Origin of the sequence: Gordonia sp. SGD-V-85 (assembly GCF_001456905.1) — a bacterium.
In the GTDB taxonomy this organism is placed as follows: Bacteria; Actinomycetota; Actinomycetes; order Mycobacteriales; family Mycobacteriaceae; genus Gordonia; species Gordonia hongkongensis.
Map to the genome: position 1 here is coordinate 182403 of NZ_LNQO01000002.1, position 26582 is coordinate 208984.

General features: G+C 70.1%; 21 protein-coding genes. 14 read left to right on the forward strand and 7 right to left on the reverse strand.

Going from position 1 to position 26582, the window contains the following annotated elements; translation table 11 throughout:
- Positions 1-19 precede the first annotated feature (19 nt).
- From dxr to AS181_RS02915, 5 genes are all read left to right on the forward strand, one after another.
- Positions 20-1195, forward strand: coding sequence for a 1-deoxy-D-xylulose-5-phosphate reductoisomerase (gene dxr, locus AS181_RS02895; RefSeq protein ID WP_058250104.1), 1176 nt, complete (start codon positions 20-22; stop codon positions 1193-1195).
- A gap of 51 nt (positions 1196-1246) precedes the next feature.
- A complete protein-coding gene (locus tag AS181_RS02900) occupies positions 1247-2476 on the forward strand; it encodes a M50 family metallopeptidase (RefSeq protein ID WP_058250105.1) in 1230 nt (409 codons plus the stop codon).
- A 70-nt stretch (positions 2477-2546) separates the two neighbouring features.
- A complete protein-coding gene (gene ispG / locus AS181_RS02905; protein ID WP_058250299.1) occupies positions 2547-3734 on the forward strand; it encodes a flavodoxin-dependent (E)-4-hydroxy-3-methylbut-2-enyl-diphosphate synthase in 1188 nt (395 codons plus the stop codon).
- 32 nt (positions 3735-3766) lie between these two features.
- On the forward strand, positions 3767-4603 hold the full coding sequence (locus tag AS181_RS02910) for a GNAT family N-acetyltransferase (RefSeq protein ID WP_058250106.1): 837 nt from the start codon (positions 3767-3769) through the stop codon (positions 4601-4603).
- A 58-nt stretch (positions 4604-4661) separates the two neighbouring features.
- Entirely contained in the window at positions 4662-6503 is a 1842-nt protein-coding gene (locus AS181_RS02915) for a penicillin-binding transpeptidase domain-containing protein (protein ID WP_058250107.1), read from the forward strand.
- Between the two features lie 27 nt (positions 6504-6530).
- Here AS181_RS02915 and AS181_RS02920 read toward each other — a convergent pair whose 3' ends face one another.
- From AS181_RS02920 to AS181_RS02930, 3 genes are read right to left on the reverse strand one after another with little or no spacing between them, the layout of a single operon-like run.
- A complete protein-coding gene (locus AS181_RS02920) occupies positions 6531-7337 on the reverse strand; it encodes a heme ABC transporter ATP-binding protein (protein ID WP_058250108.1) in 807 nt (268 codons plus the stop codon).
- A complete protein-coding gene (locus tag AS181_RS02925) occupies positions 7331-8467 on the reverse strand; it encodes a FecCD family ABC transporter permease (protein ID WP_058250109.1) in 1137 nt (378 codons plus the stop codon). The genes AS181_RS02920 and AS181_RS02925 overlap by 7 nt, the downstream gene beginning before the upstream one ends.
- Positions 8464-9486: a heme/hemin ABC transporter substrate-binding protein gene (locus tag AS181_RS02930; protein ID WP_058250110.1), complete on the reverse strand. Its 1023-nt coding sequence runs from the start codon at positions 9484-9486 to the stop codon at positions 8464-8466. The genes AS181_RS02925 and AS181_RS02930 overlap by 4 nt, the downstream gene beginning before the upstream one ends.
- A 120-nt stretch (positions 9487-9606) precedes the next feature.
- Here AS181_RS02930 and map point away from each other — a divergent pair, with 120 nt between their 5' ends.
- On the forward strand, positions 9607-10470 hold the full coding sequence (map, locus tag AS181_RS02935) for a type I methionyl aminopeptidase (protein WP_058250111.1): 864 nt from the start codon (positions 9607-9609) through the stop codon (positions 10468-10470).
- A gap of 43 nt (positions 10471-10513) precedes the next feature.
- Here map and AS181_RS02940 read toward each other — a convergent pair whose 3' ends face one another.
- Entirely contained in the window at positions 10514-12727 is a 2214-nt protein-coding gene (locus AS181_RS02940) for a protein kinase domain-containing protein (protein ID WP_231742228.1), read from the reverse strand.
- Positions 12728-12890: 163 nt separating this feature from the next.
- Here AS181_RS02940 and AS181_RS02945 point away from each other — a divergent pair, with 163 nt between their 5' ends.
- Both AS181_RS02945 and AS181_RS02950 read left to right on the forward strand, forming a co-directional pair.
- Entirely contained in the window at positions 12891-14486 is a 1596-nt protein-coding gene (locus AS181_RS02945; protein WP_058250300.1) for a cobyric acid synthase, read from the forward strand.
- A gap of 75 nt (positions 14487-14561) precedes the next feature.
- On the forward strand, positions 14562-15365 hold the full coding sequence (locus AS181_RS02950; RefSeq protein WP_078112257.1) for an alpha/beta fold hydrolase: 804 nt from the start codon (positions 14562-14564) through the stop codon (positions 15363-15365).
- Positions 15366-15422: 57 nt separating this feature from the next.
- Here AS181_RS02950 and mtr read toward each other — a convergent pair whose 3' ends face one another.
- Both mtr and AS181_RS02960 read right to left on the reverse strand, forming a co-directional pair.
- Positions 15423-16820, reverse strand: a complete 1398-nt coding sequence (mtr, locus tag AS181_RS02955) for a mycothione reductase (RefSeq protein WP_058250114.1) — start codon at positions 16818-16820, stop codon at positions 15423-15425.
- Positions 16817-17845, reverse strand: a complete 1029-nt coding sequence (locus tag AS181_RS02960; RefSeq protein ID WP_058250115.1) for an alpha/beta hydrolase — start codon at positions 17843-17845, stop codon at positions 16817-16819. The genes mtr and AS181_RS02960 overlap by 4 nt, the downstream gene beginning before the upstream one ends.
- A gap of 197 nt (positions 17846-18042) precedes the next feature.
- On the opposite strand from AS181_RS02960, the gene mqo reads away from it, so the two are divergent.
- From mqo to AS181_RS02990, 6 genes are read left to right on the forward strand one after another with little or no spacing between them, the layout of a single operon-like run.
- The gene (mqo, locus tag AS181_RS02965) at positions 18043-19569 is read left to right on the forward strand and encodes a malate dehydrogenase (quinone) (protein WP_058250116.1); all 1527 of its coding nucleotides are present in this window, start codon (positions 18043-18045) and stop codon (positions 19567-19569) included.
- Between the two features lie 46 nt (positions 19570-19615).
- Positions 19616-20119, forward strand: coding sequence for a GNAT family N-acetyltransferase (locus AS181_RS02970; RefSeq protein ID WP_058250117.1), 504 nt, complete (start codon positions 19616-19618; stop codon positions 20117-20119).
- Complete coding sequence (locus AS181_RS02975) at positions 20116-22092, forward strand: VWA domain-containing protein (protein ID WP_058250118.1); 1977 nt, start codon at positions 20116-20118, stop codon at positions 22090-22092. The genes AS181_RS02970 and AS181_RS02975 overlap by 4 nt, the downstream gene beginning before the upstream one ends.
- A gap of 40 nt (positions 22093-22132) precedes the next feature.
- The gene (cobO, locus tag AS181_RS02980; RefSeq protein ID WP_058250119.1) at positions 22133-22750 is read left to right on the forward strand and encodes a cob(I)yrinic acid a,c-diamide adenosyltransferase; all 618 of its coding nucleotides are present in this window, start codon (positions 22133-22135) and stop codon (positions 22748-22750) included.
- Positions 22744-24225: a cobyrinate a,c-diamide synthase gene (locus AS181_RS02985; RefSeq protein WP_058250120.1), complete on the forward strand. Its 1482-nt coding sequence runs from the start codon at positions 22744-22746 to the stop codon at positions 24223-24225. The genes cobO and AS181_RS02985 overlap by 7 nt, the downstream gene beginning before the upstream one ends.
- The gene (locus AS181_RS02990; protein WP_058250121.1) at positions 24225-25883 is read left to right on the forward strand and encodes a GAF domain-containing sensor histidine kinase; all 1659 of its coding nucleotides are present in this window, start codon (positions 24225-24227) and stop codon (positions 25881-25883) included. The genes AS181_RS02985 and AS181_RS02990 overlap by 1 nt, the downstream gene beginning before the upstream one ends.
- Before the next feature lies 1 nt (position 25884).
- On the opposite strand, the gene AS181_RS02995 is transcribed toward AS181_RS02990, so the two are convergent.
- On the reverse strand, positions 25885-26580 hold the full coding sequence (locus tag AS181_RS02995; RefSeq protein ID WP_058250122.1) for a response regulator: 696 nt from the start codon (positions 26578-26580) through the stop codon (positions 25885-25887).
- Positions 26581-26582: the final 2 nt, after the last annotated feature.

A 26582-nucleotide genomic window follows, 5' to 3' on the forward strand; every position in this document is an offset into this window, starting at 1 on the left:
GATGGTCCAGAATGGGTGCGTGCCCACACGCGTGCTGATCCTCGGCTCCACTGGTTCCATCGGCGTCCAGGCTCTCGAGGTGATCGCCGAGCATCCGGATCGTTTCGAGGTCGCCGGTCTGGGTGCCGGCGGGTCGAATCCCGATCTGCTCGCCGATCAGGCCGCCGCGTTCGGCGTGCCGGCCTCGCGGATCGCCGTCGCCGACGCCACGCGGGCGCAGGAACTCGGCGAACGTCTCGGCGGCCGGGTCCTGGGTGGACCGGACGCCATGTGCGATCTGGTCGACGCCGTCGCCGCGGACACCGGGGTCGATGTGATCCTCAACGCCGTCGTCGGCTCGATCGGTCTGGCGCCCAGCCTCGCCGCACTCCGATCGGGTGCTCGGCTCGCGCTGGCCAACAAGGAATCCCTCGTCGCCGGCGGGGCACTGGTCCTCGACGCCGCCGCGCCGGGGCAGATCGTCCCGGTCGACTCCGAGCATTCTGCGATCGCACAGTGTCTGCGCGCGGGCACGGCCGCCGAGGTGGATCGACTGGTCCTCACCGCGTCGGGTGGCCCGTTCCGTGGATGGACCCGTGCGCAACTCGAGGACGTCACCCCCGAGCAGGCCGGCCGACATCCCACGTGGTCGATGGGCCCGATGATCACGCTCAACTCCGCGACCCTGGTCAACAAGGCCCTCGAGGTCATCGAGGCGCACCTGCTGTTCGACGTGGACTACGACCGCATCGACGTCACCGTCCATCCGCAGTCGATCGTGCACTCGATGGTGACCTTCGTCGACGGGGCGACGGTGGCGAAGGCCTCACCGCCGTCGATGAAGCTGCCCATCGCCCTGGCCCTGGGATGGCCGGACCGGGTGCCCGGATCGTCGACGGCCTGCGACTTCTCGACGGCGTCGTCGTGGACGTTCGAGCCCGTCGACGACGCGGTGTTCCCGGCGATCGACCTGGCCCGCCGCGCCGGTGCGGCGGGAGGCAGTCTGACGGCCGTCTACAACGCCGCCAACGAGGCCGCCGCAGCAGGGTTCTTCGCAGGTGCGATCCGGTTCCCGCGCATCGTCGAGGTCATCGAGGAGGTGCTCGGCGAGGCAGATCAGTGGCGCCGGACGCCAGGTACTGTGGAAGAGGTCTTCGCCGCCGATCGGTGGGCCCGGGATCGTGCTGCGCAGCTGGTCGCGGCCGCATCCGTCTGATCGGCGGCTGTCGTGAGCGGGTGCGCCCCGTGATCCGGATGGAGTAGGTACGTGAGTTTCGCGATCGGCGTCACGCTGTTCGCCGTGGCGCTGTTGCTGTCGGTCGCCTGGCATGAGTGCGGCCACATGTGGGCCGCGCAGGCGACGGGCATGAAGGTCCGGCGGTACTTCGTCGGCTTCGGTCCCACGATCTGGTCCACCCGGCGCGGCGAGACCGAGTACGGGATCAAGGCGCTGCCGCTCGGCGGTTTCTGCGACATCGCCGGGATGACCCCGCACGAGGAACTGGCCCGGGACGAGAAGGACCGGGCGATGTACAAGCAGAAGGCCTGGAAACGCCTGGTCGTGCTGTTCGCCGGACCGGCCCAGAACTTCCTCCTCGGTTTCGTCCTCATCATCATCGTCGGCCTGACGTTCGGATTGCCCAACCTCAACCCCGGCCCGACTCCGGCAACCGTCGGCAAGACCCAGTGCGTCCCGTCGACGATCACCATCGAAGGCAACAAGCAGACCGACGCGCCCTGCGCCGGCACCGGCCCGGCGGGCGCCGCCGGGCTGCTCCCCGGTGACGACATCGTGGCGATCAACGGTCAGCCGGTCGGGCAGGCGTCGGATCTGACCCCGGTGATCCGCGAGTCCACCGGCCCGGTCGCGCTGACGGTCGACCGCGACGGTCAGCGGCTCGACCTGACGATGACCCCCGAGCCCACCACGGTGACGGCGACGAAGGCCGACGGCACCTCCGAGACCCTGACCTACAACATGGTCGGCATCGCCTACGACGTCCCGCCGAACGTCATCACCTACAGCGGCCTCGAGATCGTGCCCGGCGCGATCGGATTCACCGGCGAACTGGCGGTCGAGACCTGGAACGCGCTGCTGTCCCTGCCGTCGAAGATCGGTGCGCTGTGGACGGCGGTCACCGGTGGTGAGCGCGCCCTCGACACCCCGGTCAGCGTGTACGGCGCCTCGGTGCTCGGCGGTCAGGCCGTCGAGCGTGGGCTGTGGGACATGTTCTGGATGCTCCTGATCAGCATCAACTTCTTCCTGGGACTGTTCAACCTGGTCCCGCTCCTCCCGCTCGACGGCGGCCACATGGCGATCGTCGGCTACGAGAAGGGCCGCGACACCGTGCGGCGCTGGTTCGGCCGGGCACCCGGTGGGGCCGTCGACTACTACAAACTGCTCCCGATCACCTACGCCGCCGTGGTGATCATGGCCGGCTTCATGGTGCTCACGCTCACCGCCGACATCATCAACCCGATCAACCCGTGGCAGTGACCCGAACGATCCGGGTCGCCGTCCGGCGCCGAATACCACTAGAGAACCGAAACCCCCAGAGGTGAACGAGATGAACGCCCCGACTCCCGCGACCCCCGTGCCGATCGGACTCGGCATGCCCGCCGGACCACCGCCGGTGCTCGCCCCGCGTCGGAAGACCCGGCAGTTCTTCGTCGGCTCGGTCGGCGTCGGCAGCGACCACCCGATCTCGGTGCAGTCGATGACGACCACCAAGACCCACGACATCAACGCCACCCTGCAGCAGATCGCGGAGTTGACGGCCTCGGGGTGCGACATCGTGCGCGTCGCGTGCCCGCGTCCCGAAGACGCCGAGGCGCTGCCGATCATCGCCAAGAAGTCCAAGATCCCGGTGATCGCCGACATCCACTTCCAGCCGAAGTACATCTTCGCCGCGATCGACGCCGGCTGTGCCGCCGTGCGTGTCAACCCGGGCAACATCAAGGAGTTCGACGGCCGGGTCAAGGAGGTCGCCAAGGCGGCCGGTGATGCCGGGATCCCCATCCGGATCGGCGTCAACGCCGGGTCCCTCGACAAGCGGATCCTGCAGAAGTACGGCAAGGCGACCCCGGAGGCGCTCGTCGAGTCGGCGCTGTGGGAGGCCGGGCTGTTCGAGGAGCACGGCTTCGGCGACATCAAGATCTCGGTGAAACACAACGACCCGGTGATCATGGTGGAGGCCTACCGCCAGCTCGCCGCCGCCTGTGACTACCCGCTGCACCTCGGGGTCACCGAGGCTGGGCCCGCCTTCCAGGGCACGATCAAGTCCGCCGTCGCCTTCGGCGCGCTGCTCAGCGAGGGCATCGGCGACACCATCCGGGTGTCCTTGTCGGCCCCGCCGGCCGAGGAGATCAAGGTCGGCGACCAGATCCTGCAGTCGCTGAATCTCCGCCCGCGCAAACTCGAGATCGTCTCGTGCCCGTCGTGCGGCCGCGCCCAGGTCGACGTCTACAAGCTGGCCGACGAGGTCACCGCCGGACTCGAGGGCATGGAGGTTCCGCTGCGCGTGGCCGTGATGGGGTGCGTCGTCAACGGCCCCGGTGAGGCCCGTGAGGCCGACCTCGGCGTGGCCTCCGGGAACGGCAAGGGGCAGATCTTCGTCAAGGGCGAGGTCATCAAGACGGTTCCCGAGGCGCAGATAGTGGAGACCTTGATCGAAGAAGCGCTGCGGATCGCCGAGGAATCAGGAGAAACTGGAGACGGTACTCACGTGGGCCCGCCCGTGGTGACCGTTTCCTAGGTCGGCGGCAGGCTCGAGAGGGAGGAGCGGCGTTGCTGAAGCTACTGGGCGACAAGCCGCTCGGCGCTCGTGATGCGGCCGCTGTCGAACGTGTCCTCACCTCGGACCCGGTGGCGATGTGCATGGTCGCGGCCCGCTTCGAGACGCACGGGATCAACCCTCGGCTGCTGGGCGGCGAGCTGTGGACCGCGCATAATCCCGCGTCGTCCCTCTGCTTCTCCGGCGCCAACCTGATCCCGCTCACCGGTTCGCCCGAGGATCTCGACTACTTCTCCGACCGCGCCATCGCCGGACCGCGGGCATGCTCCTCCATCGTCGGCCGCGCCGACCTCGTGATGCAGATGTGGGAACAGATCGAGCCGGTGTGGGGTCCGGCGCGTGAGGTCCGGCCGGTGCAACCGCTGCTCGCCCTCACGTGTTGTGCGGCGGTACCCGCCGACCCGCTCGTGCGGCTGGTGACCCTCGACGACCTCGACGCGTACATGCCCGCGGCCATCGACATGTTCATCGGCGAGGTCGGTGTCGATCCGACGGCCGGCGACGGCGGTCGTTCCTACCGACGACGCCTCGCCTCGCTCATCACCGCGCAGCGGGTGTTCGCCCGCTTCGACGGCCCCGACGTCGTGTTCAAGGCCGAGATCGGCTCGCTGTCCCGCCGGGTCGGCCAGATCCAGGGAGTCTGGGTGGATCCCGACCGGCGCGGTGAGGGACTGGGACTGGGTGGTACCGCGGCCGTCGCCGAGGCCGTCGCCGCTCACGGCCGCATTCCGAGTCTGTACGTCAACAGCTTCAACGTGACCGCGCGCGCGGTGTACGACCGCATCGGGTTCACCGAGGTCGGCACCTTCGCGACCGTCCTCGTCGACTGAGCGCCCGCCCCGCGTGGCGTCGCGGGATTCCGGCCGGGCCACCCTAGACTCGACTGCGATGTGGCGCATGCGAACTCGATGGACCCCGGCGGTGATCGTCGCGGTGTGTGCTGCCGTGACGGTGGCCACGGTCGGTTGTTCGGCTTCCGAGGACGACGGGCCGCGCCGCGCCGCGGAGCGCTTCCTGCAGGCCTACGCCGATCGTGAGGTGGCGTCCGCGGCGGCGCTGACCGACACACCCGCTGCCGCGGAGTCCGCGATGGAGTCGGCCTGGGCCGGGCTGGGTGCCGAGGCGCTCGAGTCGCAGGCCGGGCGGGTCCGCGTCACCGGGGACACCGCCGAGGTGGACGTCGACTACACGTGGGCGCTGCCGCGGGGCCGCGACTGGGCCTACGACGCCACCCTGCGGATGGGCCGGTCCGACGACGGCTGGGCGGTGCGCTGGGCGTCGACGAACATCCATCCGAAACTCGGTGCCGATCAACGCCTTTCGCTCCAGATCGTCGAGGCGCCGCGCGCGACGGTCAATGAGTCCGACGGCTCGGAGGTGATGGTCAACGGCACCGTCGTGGGCGTCAACTTCGATGCGACCGCCGCCGCCGAACAGGGCGCGTCGGTCGCCGAGTCGGTGACCGGTGCGGTCGCGGTACTGCGCCGGTTCAGTCCCTCGCTCAACGAGCAGACGATCATCGAACAGGTCACCGCGAACCGGCAGCAGTACCCGCTCGCCCGGCTGTCCCACGACCAGTTCGACCGCTTGCGCGACCAACTGGCGATCCCCGGCGTCGTGACCAACGAACAGGCCGAACTGGTCCCCGAGGACCCGAGATTCGCGCCCGCCCTGCTGACCGAGGTCAAGAAGGTCGTCGACTCCGAGGTGTCGGGGCGGGCGGGCTGGCGGGTGGTGACGGTCAACCCCAACGGCCTCGACGCCGACGTCCTCGCCGACCACGACCCGGACCCCGCGCCGGCGGTCTCGCTGAGTCTGTCGCGGACGGTGCAGAACGCGGCCCAGCGAGCGGTCAACGCCACCAACCGGTTCCAGATCGCGCTGGTCGTCGTGCAGCCGTCCACCGGTCGGATCCTCGCGGTCGCCCAGAATCCCGCGGCCGACCGGTCGGGGCCCATCGCGACGACCGGTCTGTACCCGCCCGGGTCGACCTTCAAGATGGTGACCGCCGCGGCCGCGATCAGCCATCGGATGGCCACCCCCGACACTCCCGTCGGATGTCCCGGCGCCATCCAGATCGGTCCGCGCCTGATCCCGAACTACGACGGGTTCTCGCTGGGGACGGTGTCGATGCTGCGGGCGTTCGCGCAGTCCTGCAACACCACGTTCGCCAAACTCGCCAGCGAGATGGGACCGTCGGATCTCGCGCACGCCGCGGCCGCGATGGGCGTCGGACAACAGTACGAGATCGCCGGCCTCGACGCCGTGTCCGGCTCGGTGCCGATCGAGAACGAACTCGTCGCCCGCAGTGAGGACGGCTTCGGGCAGGGCAAGGTCCTCGTCTCGCCGCTGGGGCTGTCCCTGGTGGCCGCCACCGTTGCGAACGGTCGGAAGGCGCCGGTGCCGCAACTCATCCTGGACAAGCCCACGAAGGTCGAGGGTCCGACGCCCACGATGGCGCCCGAGGTCTACGCCCAGCTGCGCCCGATGATGCGTGAGGTCATCACGAGCGGTACGGCGTCGGTGATCGACGGCCAGGGTGCGGTCTTCGGCAAGACCGGTGAGGCGGAGTTCGCCGGCGGGTCACACGCCTGGTTCGCCGGCTACCGTGGCGACATCGCGTTCGCCACCCTCGTCGTAGGTGGCGGTGATTCGAACAACGCGGTGGCCGTCACCCGCGACTTCTTCGCCGGTCTCGGACCGGGCTACGCGGTGCGCCCTCTCTCCTGAGACGCCCTCACCAGTGCGCACCATCTTCTAGGCGCTACCGGGTGTCCGGACGGGGAGGATCACCCGTCGCCCGGCATGTTCGATCACCTCGACGGGGTGGTCGTAGGTGTGGCTGAGCAGATCGACGGTCATCACCTCCGGCGTCGGCCCGATCGCGAGCAGCCGGCCGTCCTTCATCACGGCCACCCGGTCGGCGTAGGCGGCCGCGAGGGTGAGGTCGTGCACCACCAGCAGCACGGCGTTCCCGGCATCGCGGTGGACGCGCAGGATGTCGAGGACCTGCTCCTGATGGTGGATGTCGAGTGCCGCGGTCGGCTCATCGAGCATCATGACGGGGGTGTCCTGGGCAAGGGCACGACCCAGGGAGACGCGTGCCTGCTGGCCGCCGGAGAGCTGTCCGAACGGCCGGTCGGCGATGTCGCCGAGCTCGCACAGTGCCATCGCGTCGGCGATCACGGCGGGGGAGTTCGCCGCGCGCGGTGTCCGCAGCCACGGGTAGCGGCCCATCGCGACGACCTGGGCCACGGTGAAGGGGGTGTCCACCCGGTTCTGCTGGGTCACCAGCGAGCGGTGGCGGGCGAGTTCGCGCATCGAGGTCGTCGCGACGTCCCGGCCGTCGACCTCGATGTGACCGCGCTGCGGTGTGCGGGTGCCGGACAGGGCCGACAGCAGCGTGGACTTGCCACACCCGTTGGGGCCGACGAGGGCGACGAGTTCACCGCGCCCGACGTCGAGGGTCACCTCGCTCACCACCTCGCGTCCGCCGAGAACGACCGAGACGTCTCGGGCGTGGATGCCCAGGGCCGTCGTCGCGGCGGTTTCGGTCGTCACCATCCGGCACCCGCGTGACGGCTGCGACGCAACAGGATGAAGAAGACCGGGCCACCGATCAGGGACGTGAACATGCCGAGCGGGAGGTCGGCGTCACCGAGCATCGTCCGGGCGGCGAGGTCGGCACCGGTGATGACCAGCGCTCCACCGATCACGCTGGTGGGTAACAGGATCGCGTGGCGCGGTCCGACGATGAGGCGCATCACGTGCGGCACGATGAGGCCGACGAAGGCGATGATCCCGGCGAAGGCGACCGCCGCGGCGGTCAGCACCGCGGTGAGCACGATCGCCTGCCGGCGGACGGCCTCCACGTTCACGCCGAGGGAGGCGGCCTGGATGTCGCCCAGCGCGAGCAGATCGAGCTTCGAGACCAGGAACAGGCAGGCCGCGACACCCACGACGACGAGCGGTGCGACGACCCAGATCTCGCTCCAGGTGCGTCCGGCGAGCGAGCCGAGCTGCCAGAAGATGATCTGCTCGCGGGCGGCGGTGGTGGCCACGAAGGTGAGGAACGCGATGATCCCGGCCGCGAACGCGTTGACCGCGATACCGGTGAGCACCAGCATGATCGCCGACGACGACCCGTCGCGAAGGGACAACACGTACACCGCCGCCGCGGTGATGAGGCCGAACACGAAGGCCGCCCCGGCGAGAGCCCAATTGCCCGCCGCGCCACCGGCTCCGGCGGTCCCGCCGGCGAGCACGATCATCAGACAGGCGCCGACCGCGGCGCCGGAGGAGACGCCGATGATCCCCGGTTCGGCCAGCGGGTTCGCCAGCACTCCCTGCAGGAGGCAACCCGCGGCGCCGAGCGCGGCTCCGACGAACAGTCCGAGCACGATGCGCGGGAAGCGCACATTCCACAGCGCGCCTTCGCCGTTCGGGTGGGAGGGGAGCGGTCCGAGATCGAGGTGGAAATGGTGGGCGAGGCTGCCGAGCACCTCGAGCGGCGGCACCGACACCTTTCCGGTGCCCGCGGACACGATGACGAGCACGACCAAGGCGACCAGCATCACCGCCACCACCGTGAGGTCACGGACCCGATGCGACGTGCCGGCCGGGGGAGCGACGACGGCCGACGGGGTCGTCGGCTCGGTCGCCGGGTCCGTCGTGGTCCGCGCTGGGTCGGTCATGCGTAGATCGACCTCGCCAGCGCACCCAGCACCAGTCCGACCTCGGGGCCGAACGCCAGGATCTGACTCTCGTCCATCTGCACGACCCGTCCGTTGCGGCCGGCCTCGGTGTCGGCCACACCCGGCAGGGTCAGCACCCCCTCGGGTCCGCCGACGGTGGCCGCGCCCTGGGTCATCACGAGGATCACGTCCGGGTTGGCCGTGATCATGGCCTCGGCGCTGATCGCGGTGAACGCGCCGGTGAGATCGGCTGCCGCGCCGGCATCCCGGCCACCGAGCGCCTCGATGAGGTCGTCGGCACCCGATCCGGGCCCGGCCAGCAGCAGCAGGTTGCGTCCGCGGATGTAGAGGAACGCCATGGTGGGATCTCCGGACGGATCCGGGACCAGCGCGCGCGCCTCTTGAATCTGGGCGTCGGTCCGGGCGACGAGCTTCTCGCCGGCATCGGCGACACCGAGTGCGGCTGCGACCGAGCGGATCAGGGTGTCGTTCGACTCCAGATTGCGGGCGGCCGGGAACACGACGACCGCGACGCCGGAGTCGCGGATCTGGTCGACGGCGGCGGTGGGCACAGTGGACTCGCTGACGAGCAGGACGCTCGGGTCAAGGGCGAGAACGGATTCGGCGTTGAGGCTGTGTCCGCGGTTGGTCACCACCGGCCGCGATCTCGCCGAGGGGAAGGCGGTGGACGTGTCGCGCCCCACCACGTGCGACCCGAGTCCGAGGGCGTACACGATGTTGCCGAGGGTTCCGTTGATGTCTACGGCGATGATCCGGTCGGCGTCGTCGACGGTCACGTCGCCGTACCGCAGCGAGTCCACGGTCGCGGGCAGCCGGGGAGCGGGATTCTCGACGACGGGCGTGACGTCGGACTCCGCGAGCGTCGCAGTCTGCGGGCCGTCGCGCAGATGTGCGCCCGGCGAGTGCCGCTCCTGCTCGATCGGGGTGACGAAGCACGCCGACAGGCTCAGCACGGTCAGCACCATCACCAGCGCCGCCCGTAAGCCCCTGGTCCGCACCGCACACCTCCATCGTCGACTCCGATGGCCTCCCATCGGCTCCTCCCGGCGAGCTTAGTGACGTTCGCCGCGGTGTCCGCCCACGGGCCTCGCCGCGACGGGCCGGGATAGTCTGGTCGCATGCCAGTTCGCAGTGCCCTCACGCCGGGGATCGTGTCGCCCATCCGGTCCGTGCCCGACTCCATCGAACGTCCCGAATACGTGTGGAAGCCGACGGTGAACGAGGGCCATGAGCCCTGGGTGCAGACCGCCGAGACGATCGAGAAGATGCGCATCGCGAGCAAGATCGCGGCCAACGCACTCGCCGAGGCGGGCAAGGCCGTCGCCCCGGGCGTGACCACCGACGAACTCGACGCGATCGCGCACGAGTACATGATCGACCACGGTGCCTACCCGTCAACCCTGGGCTACAAGGACTTTCCGAAGTCGTGCTGCACCTCGTTGAACGAGGTGATCTGCCACGGCATCCCGGATTCGACGGTGATCGAGGACGGGGACATCGTCAACATCGACGTCACCGCCTACATCCACGGCGTGCACGGCGACACCAACGCGACCTTCCTCGCCGGCGACGTCGACCAGGAGGCCGCCGATCTCGTCGAGCGGACGCGGATCGCGACCGAGCGGGCCATCAAGGCCGTCAAACCGGGTCGCGAGCTGAATGTCATCGGTCGGGTCATCGAGTCCTACGCGAACAGGTTCGGCTACACGGTCGTGCGCGATTTCACCGGCCACGGCATCGGTGAGACCTTTCACAACGGGCTGATCGTGCTGCACTACGACGAACCGAACGTCGACACGGTCCTCGAACCCGGGATGGTCTTCACCATCGAGCCGATGATCAACCTCGGCGCACTGCCGTGGGAGATGTGGGACGACGGCTGGACCGTGGTGACCGCCGACCGCCGGTGGACCGCGCAGTTCGAGCACACCCTCGTCGTCACCGACGACGGCGCCGAGATTCTCACTGTGCCGGACAACTGACATCGGGCCCGACAACTGAGGTTCGGTCCGACAACCGAGACGCTCAGGCGGGGAAGCGGACGGGTTGCGGTTCGCTGCTCGTCGTGGTCGTCCCGTTGCCGGGCTGACCCTGGCCGTTGAGGCCCCAGCAGTACATCTCGTCGTCCGCGACCGCGCACACGTTCGCCGAACCGGTGGTGACCTCGGTGACCCCCGACAGTCCGTTGACGCGGTCGGGGCTCTTGTCCGGCTGATCGCTGCGCGAACCCCAGCAGTAGGCGGAGCTGCCCGCGGCGGCGCAACCGCCGTAGGCCGCCGTGGACACCTCGGTGGCCCCGCGGACGTCGATGCGGGTCGGGGTGCGCCGGTTCTGCTCGGTGCCGTCGCCGAGCTGGCCGCTGGTGTTCTGGCCCCAGCAGAACACGCCGCCGGAGCCGGCGACCGCACACGTCGAGTACAGGCTCGTGCTGATCGACGTGGGCGAGTCGAGTCCGAGGACCCGGGTCGGGGTGAGGCGGTCGAGTGTGGTGCCGTCGCCGATCTGGCCTTCCCGGTTGTTGCCCCAGCAGTACGCCGAACCGCCGGCGATGGCGCAACTCGTGGTGTGCGACGTGGACACGGCGGTCACGTCCGAGAGACCGGCGACGCGGGTGGGCACGTCCACCGACCCGGTACTGCCGTTGCCGACCTGGCCGCTCGCGTTGTTGCGCCAGCAGTAGGCGTCGCCGTCGCTGATCGCGCAGATCGTGAGCCCGACCGACACCGCCGACACCCGGGACAGGCCGGACACCTTCGTCGGCAGCGGCACGTTCTGCCCGGGCGGTCCGATCCCGTAACCCCAGCAGTAGAGGTCTCCGGAACTGATCGCGCAGGTCGTCCCGAGGCCGCCCATGCTCACCGCCGAGACGTCGGAGATGCTGGTGACCGCGACCGGGCGCGGGCGGTCGGTGGTCGTACCGTCGCCCAGCGTGCCCCGTTCGTTGTCGCCCCAGCAGTACAGTCGATTGCCGCGCACCGCGCACGTACTGTCCCCGCTGGAGGCGATGGACTCGAACTCATCGCTGCCGGTGGAGGATCCGCCGGAACTGCTGGGCGGCGTCGTCGATGACCCGGCGACCGGCGCCGTCCCTGGACCCGACCCCGATCCGCTGAGGGCGATCGCGGCGCCGACGACACCGACGACGAGGACGACGACGCCGAGTACCGCGGCGACGATCCAGGCGGTGCGTGAGCCCGTTCCCCGGGACCCCGGGCCGGGTCCGTGGGGTCCGCCGGGCCCGGTCACATATCCGGGTGGTGGACCCGGCGGCGGCCCGCCGGGACCGTACGCCGGGAACGGTGGGTGACCGCCAGGTGGCTGGGCACGGTGGGCCACCGGGTGCACCGGCGCCTGCTGGGTGGGCAGCGGTGGTGAGAACGGACGGCCGGGTGCCTGCGCCGCGACGACGGAGGGCGCCGTCGACGCGATCTCGACCGCCCGGGCGAGCGCCGCGGCGAACTCGGAGCAGGACGCGAACCGGTCGGCGGGGTTCTTGGCGAGGGCGCGCGCGAACACGGCGTCGACGTGGACGAGGTCGGGGCGGCGCTCGGAGATCCGCGGTGCGGGCGTGTTGACGTGGCCGGCGATCAGGGCCATCGGGGTCTGCCCGGGATAGGGCTGCGATCCGGTGAGCAGCTGGAAGGTCGTGCACGCGAGCGCGTACTGGTCCGACGCCGGGATCGCCGGTTCGCCGGTGAGGATCTCGGGTGCGGCGTAGGCGAGGGTGCCGACGAACAGGTTGGTCGCGGTCATCTTCGCGCCGTCCATCAGGCGGGCGATGCCGAAGTCGAGCACGGTGACCCGGGTGATCCGGCCGTCGGGGCCGCGGGCGACCACGATGTTCGCGGGTTTGATGTCGCGGTGGATGACGCGCCGGGTATGGGCATAGTCGAGCGCGTCGGCGACCTTGCCGACGACCGTCACCACGTCGTCGACCGGCAGGGCCGACGCGGCGGCGAGGTCCTCGCCTTCGAGGTAGGACATCGAGAACCACGGGCTGCCGTTCTCCACGCCGTGGGTGTAGACCGTGACGATGCCGGGGTGATCGAGGGCCGCGGCGGTGCGGGCCTCGTTGCGGAACCGCTCGGCGAAACTGGGATCGGCGGGGTTCGGCGAGATGATCTTGAGGGCCTCGCGGCGGCCCAGGGTGGGGTGTTCGACGAGCCAGACCTGTCCCATGCCGCCGCGCCCGAGCATCGAGAGGACGCGATATCCGGCGAACACGGACCCGGGCTTCACGACCTCCACGTCCGATGACCCCCCTTGACTCCGAACGACCGGCTGTCGACCTGTTCGTCCGGGTCACTGTATCCAGACCCGCACGACCGCGAGGTGAACGGTGGGACTTGTGAACGACGCCACCGTGGTCGCGGCCTCGGGTTCGGCCTCTAGTCTGTTCCGGGTGGACGGACTCGGTGGCGCATTGCTCGTGGGCGGTACCAGCAGCGATGCCGGGAAGAGCCTCATCGTCGCCGGGCTGTGCCGTGCGCTGCGGCGCACCGGTGTGCGGGTCGCACCGTTCAAGGCGCAGAACATGTCCAACAACTCGGTGGTCACCCTCGACGGCGGCGAGATCGGTCGTGCCCAGGCGTTGCAGGCGTTCGCCTGTGGCCTCGAACCCTCCACCAGGTTCAACCCGGTGCTGTTGAAACCGGGCAGTGACCGTCGCTCGCACGTGATCCTCCGCGGTCGGCCCGCCGGAGACGTCGGGGCCGCCGACTACCTGCACTGGCGGGCGCGGCTGCGTGCCGTCGTCGCCGACGAGTTGGCCGGTCTCCGACGCGACTTCGACGTCGTCATCTGTGAAGGTGCGGGTTCGGTCGCCGAGATCAATCTGCGCGCCAACGACATCGCGAATCTCGGTCTCGCACAGGCGGCGGACCTCCCGGTGGTGCTGGTCACCGACATCGACCGCGGCGGGTCGCTGGCCCATCTGTTCGGTACCACCGCGGTCCTCGACGACGCCGATCAGCGGCTGATCGCGGGGTTCGTGGTCAACAAGTTCCGTGGTGACCCGTCGATCCTCGAGCCGGGACTGCGGCAGGTCGAGGCGATCACGGGACGGCCGACACTCGGGGTGGTGCCCTTCGCCGACGACCTGTGGCTCGACGCCGAGGACTCGCTCGCGGCGCCGGTCGGGCGGCGGGTCGGGCCACCGCGCTCGTTCACCGAATCCTCCGCGACCGGAGTACCTCGATTGCGGGTCGCCGCCATCCGGCTGCCGCGGATCTCCAACTCGACCGACGTCGAGGCGCTGGCCTGCGAACCCGGTGTCGACGTCACCTGGGTCGACGACCCGGCCGGGGTGGCGGCCGCCGACCTCGTCGTGCTGCCCGGCACCCGCGCCACCATCACCGACCTCGAGTGGCTGCGGGCGCGCGGTCTCGGGGAGGCACTTACCGAACGCGCGGCCCGCGGACGTCCGATCGTCGCCGTGTGCGGCGGATTCCAGATGCTGGGCCGCACCCTCGACGACCGAGTGGAGTCCGGTCGCGGGCGGGTGCCCGGACTGGGGTTGTTCGACCTCGACATCGAGTTTTACGCCGAAAAAACCGTGCGGCAGGTGACCGGGACCGGCGGCGAGGTGACCGGGACCGGCGGCGAGGTGTCCGGTGTTCCGATGTCAGGGGTGCCGATCAGTGGCTACGAGATCCATCACGGCCGGGTGACCCGATCGGCCGAGAACACGTGGATCGTCGACGACCGGCACGGTCCGGAAGGCGCGGTGCGGGGGGCGGTCCGGGGTACCCACTGGCACGGACTGCTGGCGTGCAACGACTTCCGGCGTCGACTTCTGGCCGACGTGGCGGCCGAGGCCGGTGTCCGAGGATTCCGCGTGGCGCCGGGCACCGACGTCGACGCCGTACGTCGGCGACAGGTCGACGCGATGGCCGATCTCGTCACCGAACACCTCGACCTCGACGCCGTGACGCGCCTCATCGAACAAGGGCCGCCGCGCCACCCCAAGGTCATCCGTCACCACCTCGAGGACTTGTAGACGCCGGGGTCGTGGAGACGGGTTATCGTGGGCGCCATGACTGAAGACCGCCCCATGATCGACGACCGACGTCAGGTGACCGTGGGCGGCCTCACCTTCGACGTCCGGATCGGGGGACCGGAGACCGGTCCGTGGGTTCTGCTGCTGCACGGGTTCCCGGTGAACGGGAGTTGCTACGACGACGTACTGCCGCGCCTGCACGAGTCGGGGCTGCGGACACTGGTCATCGATCAACGTGGGTACAGCCCCGGCGCGCGGCCGCCCGGGGTGGACGACTACCGGCTCACCCACCTCGTCTCCGATGTGATCGGGGTTCTCGACGCCCTCGGCATCGGCTACGCGATCCTCGTCGGGCACGACTGGGGCGGCATCGTCGCGTGGCATCTCGCCGGGAAGTACCCCGACCGGTTCACCGGTCTCGTCGTCGCCAGCACCGGGCATCCGTCGGCCATGCGCGACGCGCTCGTCGGTAGCGACCAGCGTGAACGTTCTTCGTACATCCTCGATTTCGTGGCCGACGGGGCCGAGGAGAGGCTGCTCGCCGACGACGCCGCCGAGCTGCGGGCGGTGGGGATCTCCGAGGACGAACTCGCCCCGCTGCGGGAACCGGGCGCCCTGACCGCCGCGCTGAACTGGTACCGCGCGAACTTCACCGGCGACATCAAGGCGACCATGGCGTGCCCGCCGGTCGAGATCCCGACCACGCTGCTGTGGAGCGACGCCGACACCGCCCTGGGTCGCGAACAGGCGCAGGGCAGCGGTCGGTACGTCTACGGCGACTTCCGCTACTGCGAACTCGCGGGCGTGGACCACTGGATCCCGCAGCGCGCGGCCCCGGCACTCGCCAGCGAGATCGCCCTGCGCTCAACGATTTTCTGAGGTCGCGCGGAGGGCCTGGGGTCAACGATTTTCTGAGGTCGCGCGGAGGGCCTGGGGTCAGATGTCCAGGCCGAGGATCGCGTTCTCCAGGACCTCGGGCATCGCCGGGTGGATCCAGTACTGGCCGCGGGCGAGTTCGTGTGCGGTCTGGCCGAAGTGCATCGCCTGGATGACCGGCTGGATGACCGTCGGTGCCTGCGGGCCGATGAGGTGTGCGCCCAGCAGCCGGCCGGTGCCGCGTTCGGCGATCAGCTTGCAGAATCCGGTGGTGTCCTCCATCGCCCAGCCGTAGGCGACGTCGCCATAGGCCTGGACCTTGACCGCGAAGTCGCGGCCGGCCTCGCGAGCCTCGTCCTCGGTGAGGCCCACCGCGGCGATCTGCGGGTGGGTGAACACGGCCGCCGGGACGTACCGGTGGTCGAAGGCGTCCAGATCGGTTGCGTCCCAGCCTTTCAGGAGATTGGCCTGCACCACCCGCTGTTCGTGGTTGGCGACGTGTTTGAGCTGGTACGGCGAGCTGACGTCGCCCAGCGTCCACACTCCGCGGGCAGCGGTGCGGCCGTGCTGATCACAGCGCACGCGACCTTCGTCGTCGAGCTCGATACCGACGGAGTCGAGGTTGAGCCGGTCGCCGTTCGGCTGCCGGCCGGTCGCGATCAGCAGGACGTCGGCCTCGAGTGTCGCGCCGTCGGAGAGCCCGACCCGCACACCGCCGTCGGGCAGGTCCTCGGCCTCGGTGATCGTGGTCTCCAGCCGCACGTCCCACTTCTCCCGGGCCACCTGGGTGAAGCGGTTGGAGATGTCGGCATCCTGCTTGCGGAGCAGACCCGGGCCGCGCGCGATGATCGACACATGTGAGCCCAGCGCGCCGAAGACGTGTGCGAATTCCGCTGCGATGTAACCGCTCCCGACGATGATCAGGCGTTCGGGCAGCTCGGGGAGACGCATGACGTCGTTGTTGGTGTAGTAGGTGACCCCCGAGTCGGCGACGATCTGGGGGATGACCGCGCGCGATCCGGCGGCGAGCACGACCTCGTCGGCGAGGACCGTGTCGCCGTCTCGCGTGACCAACCGGTACCGGCCGTCGTCGTCGCGGCCGTCGAATTCGACATGGGAGTCGTACACGGTGATGTTCTCGCACCGGTCGACCCGGTACTCCTTGCCGCCCTGCGACAGCGGGTCGATGCGGCCGAACACGCGCTCGACGATGCCGGGCCAGTCGACCGAGTCCACCTTCGAGTGCACGCCCAGGCGCGCACCGTGCGTGGCGATCTCGGCCACCTCGGAGGCGTAGACGAACATCTTGGTCGGGATGCACCCCACGTTGAGGCAGGTGCCGCCGTAGACGCCCTCCTCGAAGATCGCGAGGGTCTTGTCCGCGAAGCGGTCATCGGGAATGGCGTTGCCGCTGCCGGAGCCGATGATGGCCAGGTCGACGACCTGCGTGGCGGTCATAGGGGATTCTCGCTTTCGGTTGAGAGGACGGCGGACAGCCAGTGGTCGACCTCGCGATAGGCGTGCTCGCGGGCGTGTGCGACGGAGAGGAAGACGTCGTGCCGGGCGTCGGGGATGGGTACCGCGGTCACGCGGCCGCCGAGGCACCCGCTCCAGCGGGCGATGTGGGTGACGTCGAGGACGGCATCGGCATGATCGGTGGACGCCGAGTAGGTCCTGGCGAAATGCGTTTTGTCCGAACGTAACACGAGCGCGGGAACACCGACGTCGATGCCGCGGTGCAGGCGACGCTGACCGCTGCGCACCGCGTCGAGGAAACCGAAGGTGACCGGGAATCCGCCCAGCGGTTTCGCTGACAGGTCGTAGTTCCATTCGCCGTGCGCGCTGTCGTGCAGGCTCTCGCCGTAGGCCTGCGAGAGTTCCTTCGGTATCACCCTGGTCGGCGCGACGGCGGCGATCGCCTTGACGAGCAGCGTGACCGGGAGGGTGCGGAGCACCGCGTCGCCCTGCAGATCGAACCAGGGCGAGTTGAGCAGGAGTCCGTCAACTGCCGCGTGCAGCGCCGGCTCGCGCTGTCGCAACCGGTCGAGCCAGAGTGCGGTGATGAGGCCGCCCGTCGAATGCCCGGCCACCACGACCCGGCAGTCGGGTCCCACCTCGTCGAAGATGGTCCGCAGCGACGCGTTGAGCTCTTCGTCGTACATCGCGAGGTCGGTGGTGAAGTGCGGCGTGTGGTGCGATTGCCGCGATCGCCCGCATTTTCGCAGGTCGACGGCATAGAACGCGTACCCGCGGTCGACGAAGAAGTCGGCGAGCGGCTCGTGGAAGAAGTAGTCGGTGAAACCGTGGACGTAGAGCACGGCGCCGCGCGCGGGTGACGACTCGGCGCGTCGCACCAGGGTCGCGGTGATCGGCGATTCACCGTCGGGATCGGGGCCCAGGGGGAGCACGCGTTGCCGGTAGTCCTCGAGAAATCGGTCGGGCTGCCAGTCGGCGGCTGCGGATGCGCTCACGGCGACCAGCATAGTGACAGGTCACCGACTGCCCGGATGTCGTGCAGCACACAGTTGCGAAGGTCGATTCTCGTGCTGGACGTGCCATGCTGGACAATGACGATCGACAAGGACCGGGTGAGAAGTGCCCGGTCGAGAAGTTGCCATCCGGGACGACGTGCCGCGACGAACACCGGTCACAGTGTCCCTCCAGGTGAAGTGGAGTCCAGGTGTCGAAAACGGTGATCACGACCGACGTCGCGTTGGTGGGTGCGGGAATCATGAGTGCGACCCTCGGAGCGCTGCTCCGACAGCTTCAGCCCGACTGGTCGATCAGCCTGTTCGAGCAGCTCGACGCCGCCGCCGCCGAGAGCAGCGACCCGTGGAACAACGCCGGCACCGGACACTCGGCACTCTGCGAGCTGAACTACACGCCGAAGACCGCCGACGGCGACGTCAACATCGACAAGGCGCTCACCATCAACGAGCAGTTCCAGGTGTCGCGCCAGTTCTGGGCCCACTCGGTCGACAACGGCATCCTCGGTGACCCGTCGGAGTTCATCAACCCCATTCCGCACGTCGCCTTCACCCACGGCGCCGAAGGCCAGAAGTACCTCCGCAAGCGCTACGACAATCTCGCGACCCAGACCCTGTTCGAGGGCATGGAGTTCATCGACGACCCGGCCGAGTTCACCGCACGACTGCCGCTGATGTCGGAGGGACGCGACTTCGCCGACCCGGTCGCGCTGAACTGGTTCGACCAGGGTACCGACGTCGATTTCGGCGCGCTCACCCAGCAGCTCCTCAACTACGTCGCCCAGGGCGCCGACATCTACTTCGGCCATTCGGTGACCAACCTGTCCAAGCAGTCCGACGGCAGCTGGATCGTGAAGGTCCGTAACGGCCGGACCGGGCAGAAGCTGTCCGTGCACGCGAAGTTCGTGTTCGTCGGTGCCGGCGGCGGTGCGCTGCACCTGCTGCAGAAGTCGGGCATCAAAGAAGCCAAGGGGTTCGGCGGGTTCCCGGTGTCCGGTGAGTTCTTCCGCTGCACCAACCCCGATCTCGTCGCCGAGCATCACGCGAAGGTCTACGGGCAGGCCGCCGTCGGTGCCCCGCCGATGTCGGTGCCGCACCTCGACACCCGCGTCATCAACCACAAGCCGGGCCTGCTGTTCGGCCCGTACGCCGGGTGGTCGCCGAAGTTCCTCAAGAGCGGCAAGATCACCGACCTGCCCGCCTCGATCAAGCCGGGCAACCTGCTCCCCATGGTGTCGATCGCGCCCAAAGAGTTCGGGCTGCTCAAGTACCTCATCAGCGAGCTCGCCGCCGGGCCGGCCGACCGGGTGAAGACGCTGTCGGAATTCGTCCCCCGCGCGCTCGGCGCCGACTGGGAGCTCATCACCGCCGGACAGCGCGTGCAGGTCATCCGCAAGACCGGGGTGGGTGGTCAGCTGGAGTTCGGCACCGCGGTCGTCGCGGCCGGCGACGGCACCATCGCCGGGCTCCTCGGTGCGTCCCCCGGCGCCTCGACCGCCGTGCCGGCGATGATCTCGGTGCTCGAACAGTGCTTCCCGAAGGAGTACGCGGGCTGGTCGTCGAAGCTGACCGCGATCATCCCGTCCTTCGGTCAGAAGCTCAACGACAACCGCGACCTGTACCGCCAGGTGTGGGACTGGACCAACAAGACGCTGCAGCTGACCGACCGGAACGAGGTCCCCGCCGAGACCGGCCGGCTCGCGCCCGCCACCGCCGGCTGATCCGCGCGAGGTGAAGTCCGGTCGCCTTGTGTGCTAACCACGACACATGATCTCTGAACCGCGGGTGCACCGCGCCCTGGCCGACGACATGGACGCAGCCACGCTGTATCGGGTCCTCCGGCTGCGGGTCGAGGTCTTCGTCGTCGAGCAGGCCTGTCCGTATCCCGAACTCGACGGCCGAGACCTGGAACCGACGACGCGCCAGTTCTGGATCACCGACGGTGGGGACCGGACCGACGGAGGCGACGAGGACGGGCCCGACCCGGGGGCGGTACTGGCGACGCTGCGTCTGCTCGAGGAACCGGAGGCCGACGGCGGACAGGTCTTCCGGATCGGCCGCGTCTGCACCGAACGCAACCATCGGGGTCACGGCCTCGTGGCGACCCTCATGACCGCCGCGCTCGCCGAGGTCGGGGAGCGCCCGTGCCGGATCGAGGCGCAGGCCTACCTCACCGAGATGTACGGCAAGTTCGGTTTCGTCCGCGACGGCGACGACTACCTCGAGGACGGGATCCCCCACGTGTCGATGCTCCGCGCCGGGTCACGATGACGACCCTCGGTGAACTCCCCGCTTCCGTGGACACGCACGCCGACGTGCGCTATCCGTTCAGCGCCGTCGTCGGGCAGGAGCAGCTCAAGCTCGCACTGATCCTGTCGGCCATCTCGCCGGGTATCGGGGGTGTCCTGATCCGCGGGGAGAAGGGCACGGCGAAATCGACCATCGTGCGCGGGCTCGGTCCGCTGCTCAGCGTCCCCGGTGCCACGGACGACACCGCCGGCCGCGTGGTCGAACTGCCCATCGGTGCGACCGAGGACCGTGTGATCGGCTCGCTCGATCTCACCTCGGTGCTGCGGGACGGCCGTGCCGAGTTCACTCCCGGTCTGCTCGCCCGGGCGCACCGCGGGGTGCTGTACATCGACGAGGTCAACCTGCTCGCCGACCACCTCGTCGACGTGCTGCTGGATGCGGCGGCCAGTGGACGGGTCACGATCGAACGCGATGGTGTGTCGCACACCCAGGCGGCCGATTTCGTTCTCGTCGGCACCATGAACCCGGAGGAGGGGGAGTTGCGCCCGCAGCTGCTCGACCGGTTCGGGCTCGCGGTCGACGTGGCCGCCGGCCGCGAGGTCGACGAACGCGTGGAGGTGGTGCGCCGCCGCATGGCGTACGACGCCGACCCGGCGTCGTTCGTCGCCGCCCACGCCGCCGCCGAACACGAACTGACACAACGGATCGCGAGCGCACGAGCCGCCGTGGGTGCGGTGGCCCTCCCGGACCGGGAATTGCGCCGTATCGCCGGGATCTGCGCCCACCTCGACGTCGACGGACTCCGCGGCGACATCGTGGTGGCCCGGACCGCGCTCGCTCATGCCGCCTGGCGCGGGGCCACCGCCGTCGAGGACGTCGACGTCCGGGCGGCCGTCGAGCTCGCGCTGCCGCATCGGCGCCGCCGCAACCCCTTCGACGAGTCGGGGCTCAGCCGCGACCAGCTCGACGAGGCGATGTCGGCGGGCGAGGACGCGGCCGGACCCGACTCACCCGATGACGACCCGGAACCGCCCGAGACACCACCGCCGCCCGGTGGCGGCGGCGAGGCCCCGGACTCCGCATCCGACACCGGCCCGGCGCCCGACACCGACCCCGATGCGGCTCCCGAGACCGGCGACACCGACGCCCCGCAGCACGCTCCCGGACCGGCGTTCGGATCCGTGCCGACCTCGACGGCTCGCCGCATGCCGACCCTGCGCGTCGACGGACTCGGCGACGGAGACCCGGGTCGCCGATCGAAGGCGCGGAGCCGTCGCGGACACACCACCCATGCCGTGGACTTCGATGCCGGCCGACCGGTGCATCTGTTCGGCACGGTGCTCGCCGCCGCGGGCCGGGCCGGTCGTGGCGGGGCCGGGTCCGAGCGCGGTGTGCGGATCGCCGCCCCCGACCTGCGGTCGGCGCAACGGGTCGGCCAGGAGGCCAACCTCGTCGTCTTCGTGGTCGACCTCAGCGGGTCGATGACCGCCCGGCGTCGGCTGGCCGCGGTGTCCGAACTGTGCGTGGAGATGTTGCGCGAATCGTATACCCGGCGCGACCGCGTCGCGGTGGTCGTGGCGCGGGGTTCCTCCGCGACGCTTGCGGTGCCGCCCACCAAATCGGTCGAGATCGCGGTGCGCCGCCTCGAGGAGATCCGTACCGGCGGCCGGACACCGCTCGGCGAGGGCCTGCAGCTCGCCGCCGATGTCGTGCAGCGGTGTCGCCGCGCTGAGCCCGACCGACGACCGCTGCTGGTGGTGCTCACCGACGGTCGTGCCACCTCAGGACGAGGCGCGATGGCACGGGCGCGGGAAGCCGCGGACGGTATCCGTCGGCGCGGCATCGCGTCCGTGGTCGTCGACTGCGAGCAGGGGATGGTCCGGCTCGGACTCGCCGGCGATCTCGCGGCCCATCTCGGCGCGAGCCTGATCCCCATGGACGAACTGTCCGCCACCGCGCTGACGGGACACGCACCCGCGCGGGGGGCGGCCTGACCGCCCCGCCACCCCCATCTGAGACCAGAGGAGAAGTCGAGTGCCCCAGGGAGTTCCGGTCAGCATCCCCGATGACGGCTTGACGACGCGACAGCGCCGTAACCAGCCCGTCCTCGCGGTGCACACCGGCGACGGCAAGGGCAAGTCGACCGCCGCTTTCGGGATGGCGATGCGCGCGTGGAACGCGGGTATGCGGGTCGCGGTGTTCCAGTTCGTGAAGAGTGCGAAATGGAAGGTGGGGGAGGAGTCGACGATGCTCACCCTCGACCGGGTGCACGCGGAGACCGGCGCCGGTGGGCCGGTGGAATGGCACAAGATGGGTCAGGGCTGGTCCTGGTTGCGGGCCAACGACGACCAGGACGACGACCACGCCGCCGCCGCGCGGGCCGGGTGGGCGGAGATCGCACGCCGTCTCGATGCCGGCGAACACGACTTCTACGTCCTCGACGAGTTCACCTATCCGCTTCACTGGGGCTGGGTGGACACCGCCGAGGTGCTCGACACCCTCGCCCGCCGACCCGGACGCCAGCACGTGGTCATCACCGGCCGGCGCGCCCCGCAGGCCCTCGTCGACGCTGCCGATCTCGTGACCGAGATGCACAAGATCGCCCACCCGATGGACGCCGGACGCAAGGGGCAGAAGGGGATCGAATGGTGATCTCCGCGCGGGCGTCGACGCCCGCCGTCGTGATCGCCGCGCCGTCGTCGGGCAGCGGCAAGACCACCGTGACGACCGGCCTCATCGGCGCACTGCGGGCGGCCGGACACCGGGTGGCGCCGTTCAAGGTCGGCCCCGATTACATCGACCCCGGCTACCACGCCGTCGCGGCCGGACGACCCGGACGCAATCTCGACCCGAATCTCGTGGGCGCCGAACGCATTGCGCCGCTCTTCGCCCGCGGCGCCGCGGGCGCCGACATCGCGGTCGTCGAGGGCGTGATGGGCCTCTTCGACGGCCGGATCGTGGATTCCGACAGTGGCAACGGGACGGGCGGCAGTCCGGGTGGCGATGCCGGTTCACTCGGCGTCGGCTCCACCGCGCACGTCGCGTCGATCATCGGTGCGCCGGTGATCCTCGTCGTCGACGCCGCGGGCCACAGCCAGTCGCTGGCCGCCGTGCTACACGGGTTCCTCTCCTACGACCCCTCGGTGTCGATGGCGGGCGTCATCCTCAACCGGGTCGGCTCGCCACGCCATGAGATGGTGCTGCGACAGGCCGCCGCGCGGGTGGGACTGCCGGTTCTCGGGGTGCTTCGGCGCCACCCGTCGCTGACGGTGCCCTCCCGGCACCTGGGCCTGATCCCGGCCGCCGAACGCAACGCCGACGCGGTCGCCGCCGTGGACGCGATGACCGCGCACCTGCGCGGCGCCCTCGACCTGCCGGCGATCGTGGCCGCCGCCCGCGGACGTGCGGTCCCCGACGCCGCGGCCTGGTCGGCTGCGGAAGCCGTCGCGCCATATCGTCCCGTCGCGTCGGCCGGTTCGCCGGTGATCGCGGTCGCCGGGGGCGCGGCGTTCACCTTCGGTTACGCCGAGCACGCCGAGATGCTGACCGCCGCCGGCGCGCGCGTCGTCGTCTTCGACCCGCTCGTGGACCGGTTGCCCGCGGACGCGGCCGGCGTGGTGATCGGTGGCGGATTCCCGGAAGAACACGCCGAGGCGCTGGCCGCCAACGATCTCCTGCGCGCCGACCTCCGGGCGCACGCCGCGGCGGGTCGGCCGATCCACGCCGAGTGCGCGGGCCTGCTGTACCTGTGCACCGAACTCGACGGGCACCCGATGAGTGGCGTCCTCGACATCCCCGGCCACTTCGGCCCGACCCTGACGCTGGGATACCGCGATGCCGTGGCCGTGGGCGACTCGGCCCTGTTCCGGACCGGTGAACGCGTCACCGGTCACGAGTTCCACCGCAGCGGGGTCGGCGACGGCGCGCTCGCCCCGGCCTGGGCCTGGCGCGACTCGGCCGGCCGCGCGTCGATGCACGGGTTCGCGACGGCCGCAGTGCACGCCTCGTACTTGCATCTGCATCCGGCCGCGATCCCGGAAGCGTTGTGCCGCTTCGTGTCCCGATCCGCCGAGAGTGGGCGGGTGCCGACGCCCCAGTCCGTCGGCGACGCCCCCGGGGCGTCCTGATGCTGGCGCACCGGCTCCGCGAGACGCTCGACGCGCTCGCCGATCACGGTGCCGACGATCCCGCCCTGCTCCGGGAACTGCTGGAGGCGGTGCTCGTGGTCGGGCAGGGGGTCGAACTCGACCGCGCGCTGCAGCGCATCGTCGAGGTCGCGGCGGGACTCGTGGACGCCCAGTACGGTGCCCTCGGTGTGCGCGGACCGGACGGCGGGCTGAGTGAATTCGTGCACATCGGTATCACCGATGCGCAACGCGCCACCATGGGACATCTGCCGGTCGGGCGCGGGGTCCTCGGCCTGCTCATCGACGATCCCCGCCTGCACCGCATCCACGACCTCGGCGCTCATCCGACGTCGGTGGGGTTCCCGCCCAACCACCCGCCGATGCACACCTTCCTCGGTGCTCCGATCATGGTGCGCGGCGAGGTGTTCGGCAGTCTGTACCTGACCGAGAAGCGGTCCGCGGAGGACTTCTCCGAGGTCGACGAGACCGTCGTCGCGGTGCTGGCGGTGGCCGCCGGGATCGCCGTCGACAACGCGGGTCTCTTCGAACGGGCCCGCACCCGCCACCGCTGGATGCAGGTCCTGGCCCGGCGTGGGTCGGAGCCGCTGGCCGGAATCGCGTTGTCGGACACCATGTCCCGGATGTGCGCCGATGTCGCCGATCTCGTCGGCGCGGTCGATGTCTACCTGCTCACCGAGATGGCGGGGGAGGTGGAACTACGCGGGCACACCGGCGACCCGGTGGAGATCGAGCACTTCATCCCGCCGGACGCCACGGCGCTGCGGGTGCAGCGCTCCGGCCAGATCGCCGAGTCGCTGATCCGGCGCGGCGCCCGCTGGACCTCGGTGCAACCCCTCCAGCGCGCATCGGGGGCGTTCGGCTGGATGCTCATCACCCACCGCAACCGCCCCTACTGGGACGACGAGGAGATCGCCGGGCTCGCCGGTGTCGCCGAGGTCGCCTCGCTGGCGGTCGTCTACGCCGAGCAGCAACAGATCGCCCGCGATCTCGAGGTCCTCGAAGACCGGCACCGCATCGCCCGCGACCTGCACGATCATGTGATCCAGCGACTCTTCGCGGTCGGGATGTCGGTACAGACGCTGCTGGCCGGGACCACCGATCCGGCCGCCGCGGCCGCGCGCCTGGAGCAGATCATGACCGACCTCGATCGCACGATCGCCCAGATCCGCACCTCGATCTTCGACCTGCAGACGCCCTACGGAACCGACGTCGGCCCGACGCTGCGGCGGCGCGTGCTCGACATCGTGTCCGAACTGTCCGGGCACGCGTCGATCTCGCCGAGCGTGGAGTTCGACGGCCCCGTCGACACGGTGGTCCCGGACTCCCTCGGACCACACATCGACGCCGTCCTGCGAGAGGGCTTGAGCAACGCGCTCCGGCACGCGCGGGCCGACCACATCGCGGTGTCGGTGACCGCCGACGACGTCCTGACCGTCGAGATCAGCGACGACGGGGTCGGCATCGGCGCCGACGTCACCTATCGCGGTCTCGAGAACCTGACGCGCCGGGCCGAGGACTGCGACGGGACGTTCAGCATCGTCACCCGCCCGCGGGGGACGAGTGGGGGCGGGACGAGCGAGGGCCGGACCAGCGGCGGCGGGACGACGCTCACCTGGTCGGTGCCGCTGGTGGGTTAGCTCACTCCTTGCCGTCGCGGAGTCTGGTCGCCATCACGGCGACCTGGGTGCGTCGCTGCATGTCCAGCTTGCCCAGGATGCGGGACACGTAGTTCTTGATCGTCTTCTCCGCCAGGAACATCCGGCCGGCGATCTGCCGATTGGTCAGGCCTTCGCCGATCAGGGCGAACACCTCGCGCTCCTGATGGGTGAGCTCGGCGAGCGGATCCTTCTCGGTCTGCTTCTCGTTGCGCAGCTTGGCGAGCAGGGCCGCCGTGGACCGATCGTCGAGCAGTGAACCGCCCCGACCGACGGTCCGAACCGCGGCGACCAGGTTGTGCCCCAGGATCTGTTTGAGCACGAAACCCGAGGCGCCGGCGAGGACCGCGGCGAGCAGCGCGTCGTCGTCGGCGTAGCTCGTGAGCATCAGGCACTTGATCCCCGGTTCGGCGGCGCGAACGTCCCGGCACAGCTCGACCCCGTTGCCGTCGGGCAACCGGACGTCGAGCACGGCCACATCGGGCTTGGTCGCCAGGATGCCGACAAGTGCCTCGCCGACCGAGGCCGCCTCGCCCACCACCTCGATGTCGCCGGCGGTTCCGAGCAGGTCGCGCAGACCGCGCCGGACGAGCTCGTGGTCGTCGACGAGGTAGGCGCGGACCGGATTCGGGGACGGGGTCGGATCGGCGGTGGCCGAATCGGTCGTGACAGGGGACATGG

Bases quoted from the DNA above. Each gene is read 5' to 3' on its own strand.
- AS181_RS02990 (WP_058250121.1), top strand. From the start codon at position 24,225: ATGCTGGCGCACCGGCTCCGCGAGACGCTCGACGCGCTCGCCGATCAC.
- AS181_RS02960 (WP_058250115.1), bottom strand. From the start codon at position 17,845: ATGCTGGTCGCCGTGAGCGCATCCGCAGCCGCCGACTGGCAGCCCGAC.
- AS181_RS02975 (WP_058250118.1), top strand. From the start codon at position 20,116: ATGACGACCCTCGGTGAACTCCCCGCTTCCGTGGACACGCACGCCGAC.
- map (WP_058250111.1), top strand. From the start codon at position 9,607: ATGCCAGTTCGCAGTGCCCTCACGCCGGGGATCGTGTCGCCCATCCGG.
- AS181_RS02995 (WP_058250122.1), bottom strand. From the start codon at position 26,580: ATGTCCCCTGTCACGACCGATTCGGCCACCGCCGATCCGACCCCGTCC.
- AS181_RS02985 (WP_058250120.1), top strand. From the start codon at position 22,744: ATGGTGATCTCCGCGCGGGCGTCGACGCCCGCCGTCGTGATCGCCGCG.
- ispG (WP_058250299.1), top strand. From the start codon at position 2,547: ATGAACGCCCCGACTCCCGCGACCCCCGTGCCGATCGGACTCGGCATG.
- AS181_RS02920 (WP_058250108.1), bottom strand. From the start codon at position 7,337: ATGGTGACGACCGAAACCGCCGCGACGACGGCCCTGGGCATCCACGCC.
- AS181_RS02970 (WP_058250117.1), top strand. From the start codon at position 19,616: ATGATCTCTGAACCGCGGGTGCACCGCGCCCTGGCCGACGACATGGAC.
- mtr (WP_058250114.1), bottom strand. From the start codon at position 16,820: ATGACCGCCACGCAGGTCGTCGACCTGGCCATCATCGGCTCCGGCAGC.
- AS181_RS02915 (WP_058250107.1), top strand. From the start codon at position 4,662: ATGTGGCGCATGCGAACTCGATGGACCCCGGCGGTGATCGTCGCGGTG.
- AS181_RS02925 (WP_058250109.1), bottom strand. From the start codon at position 8,467: ATGACCGACCCAGCGCGGACCACGACGGACCCGGCGACCGAGCCGACG.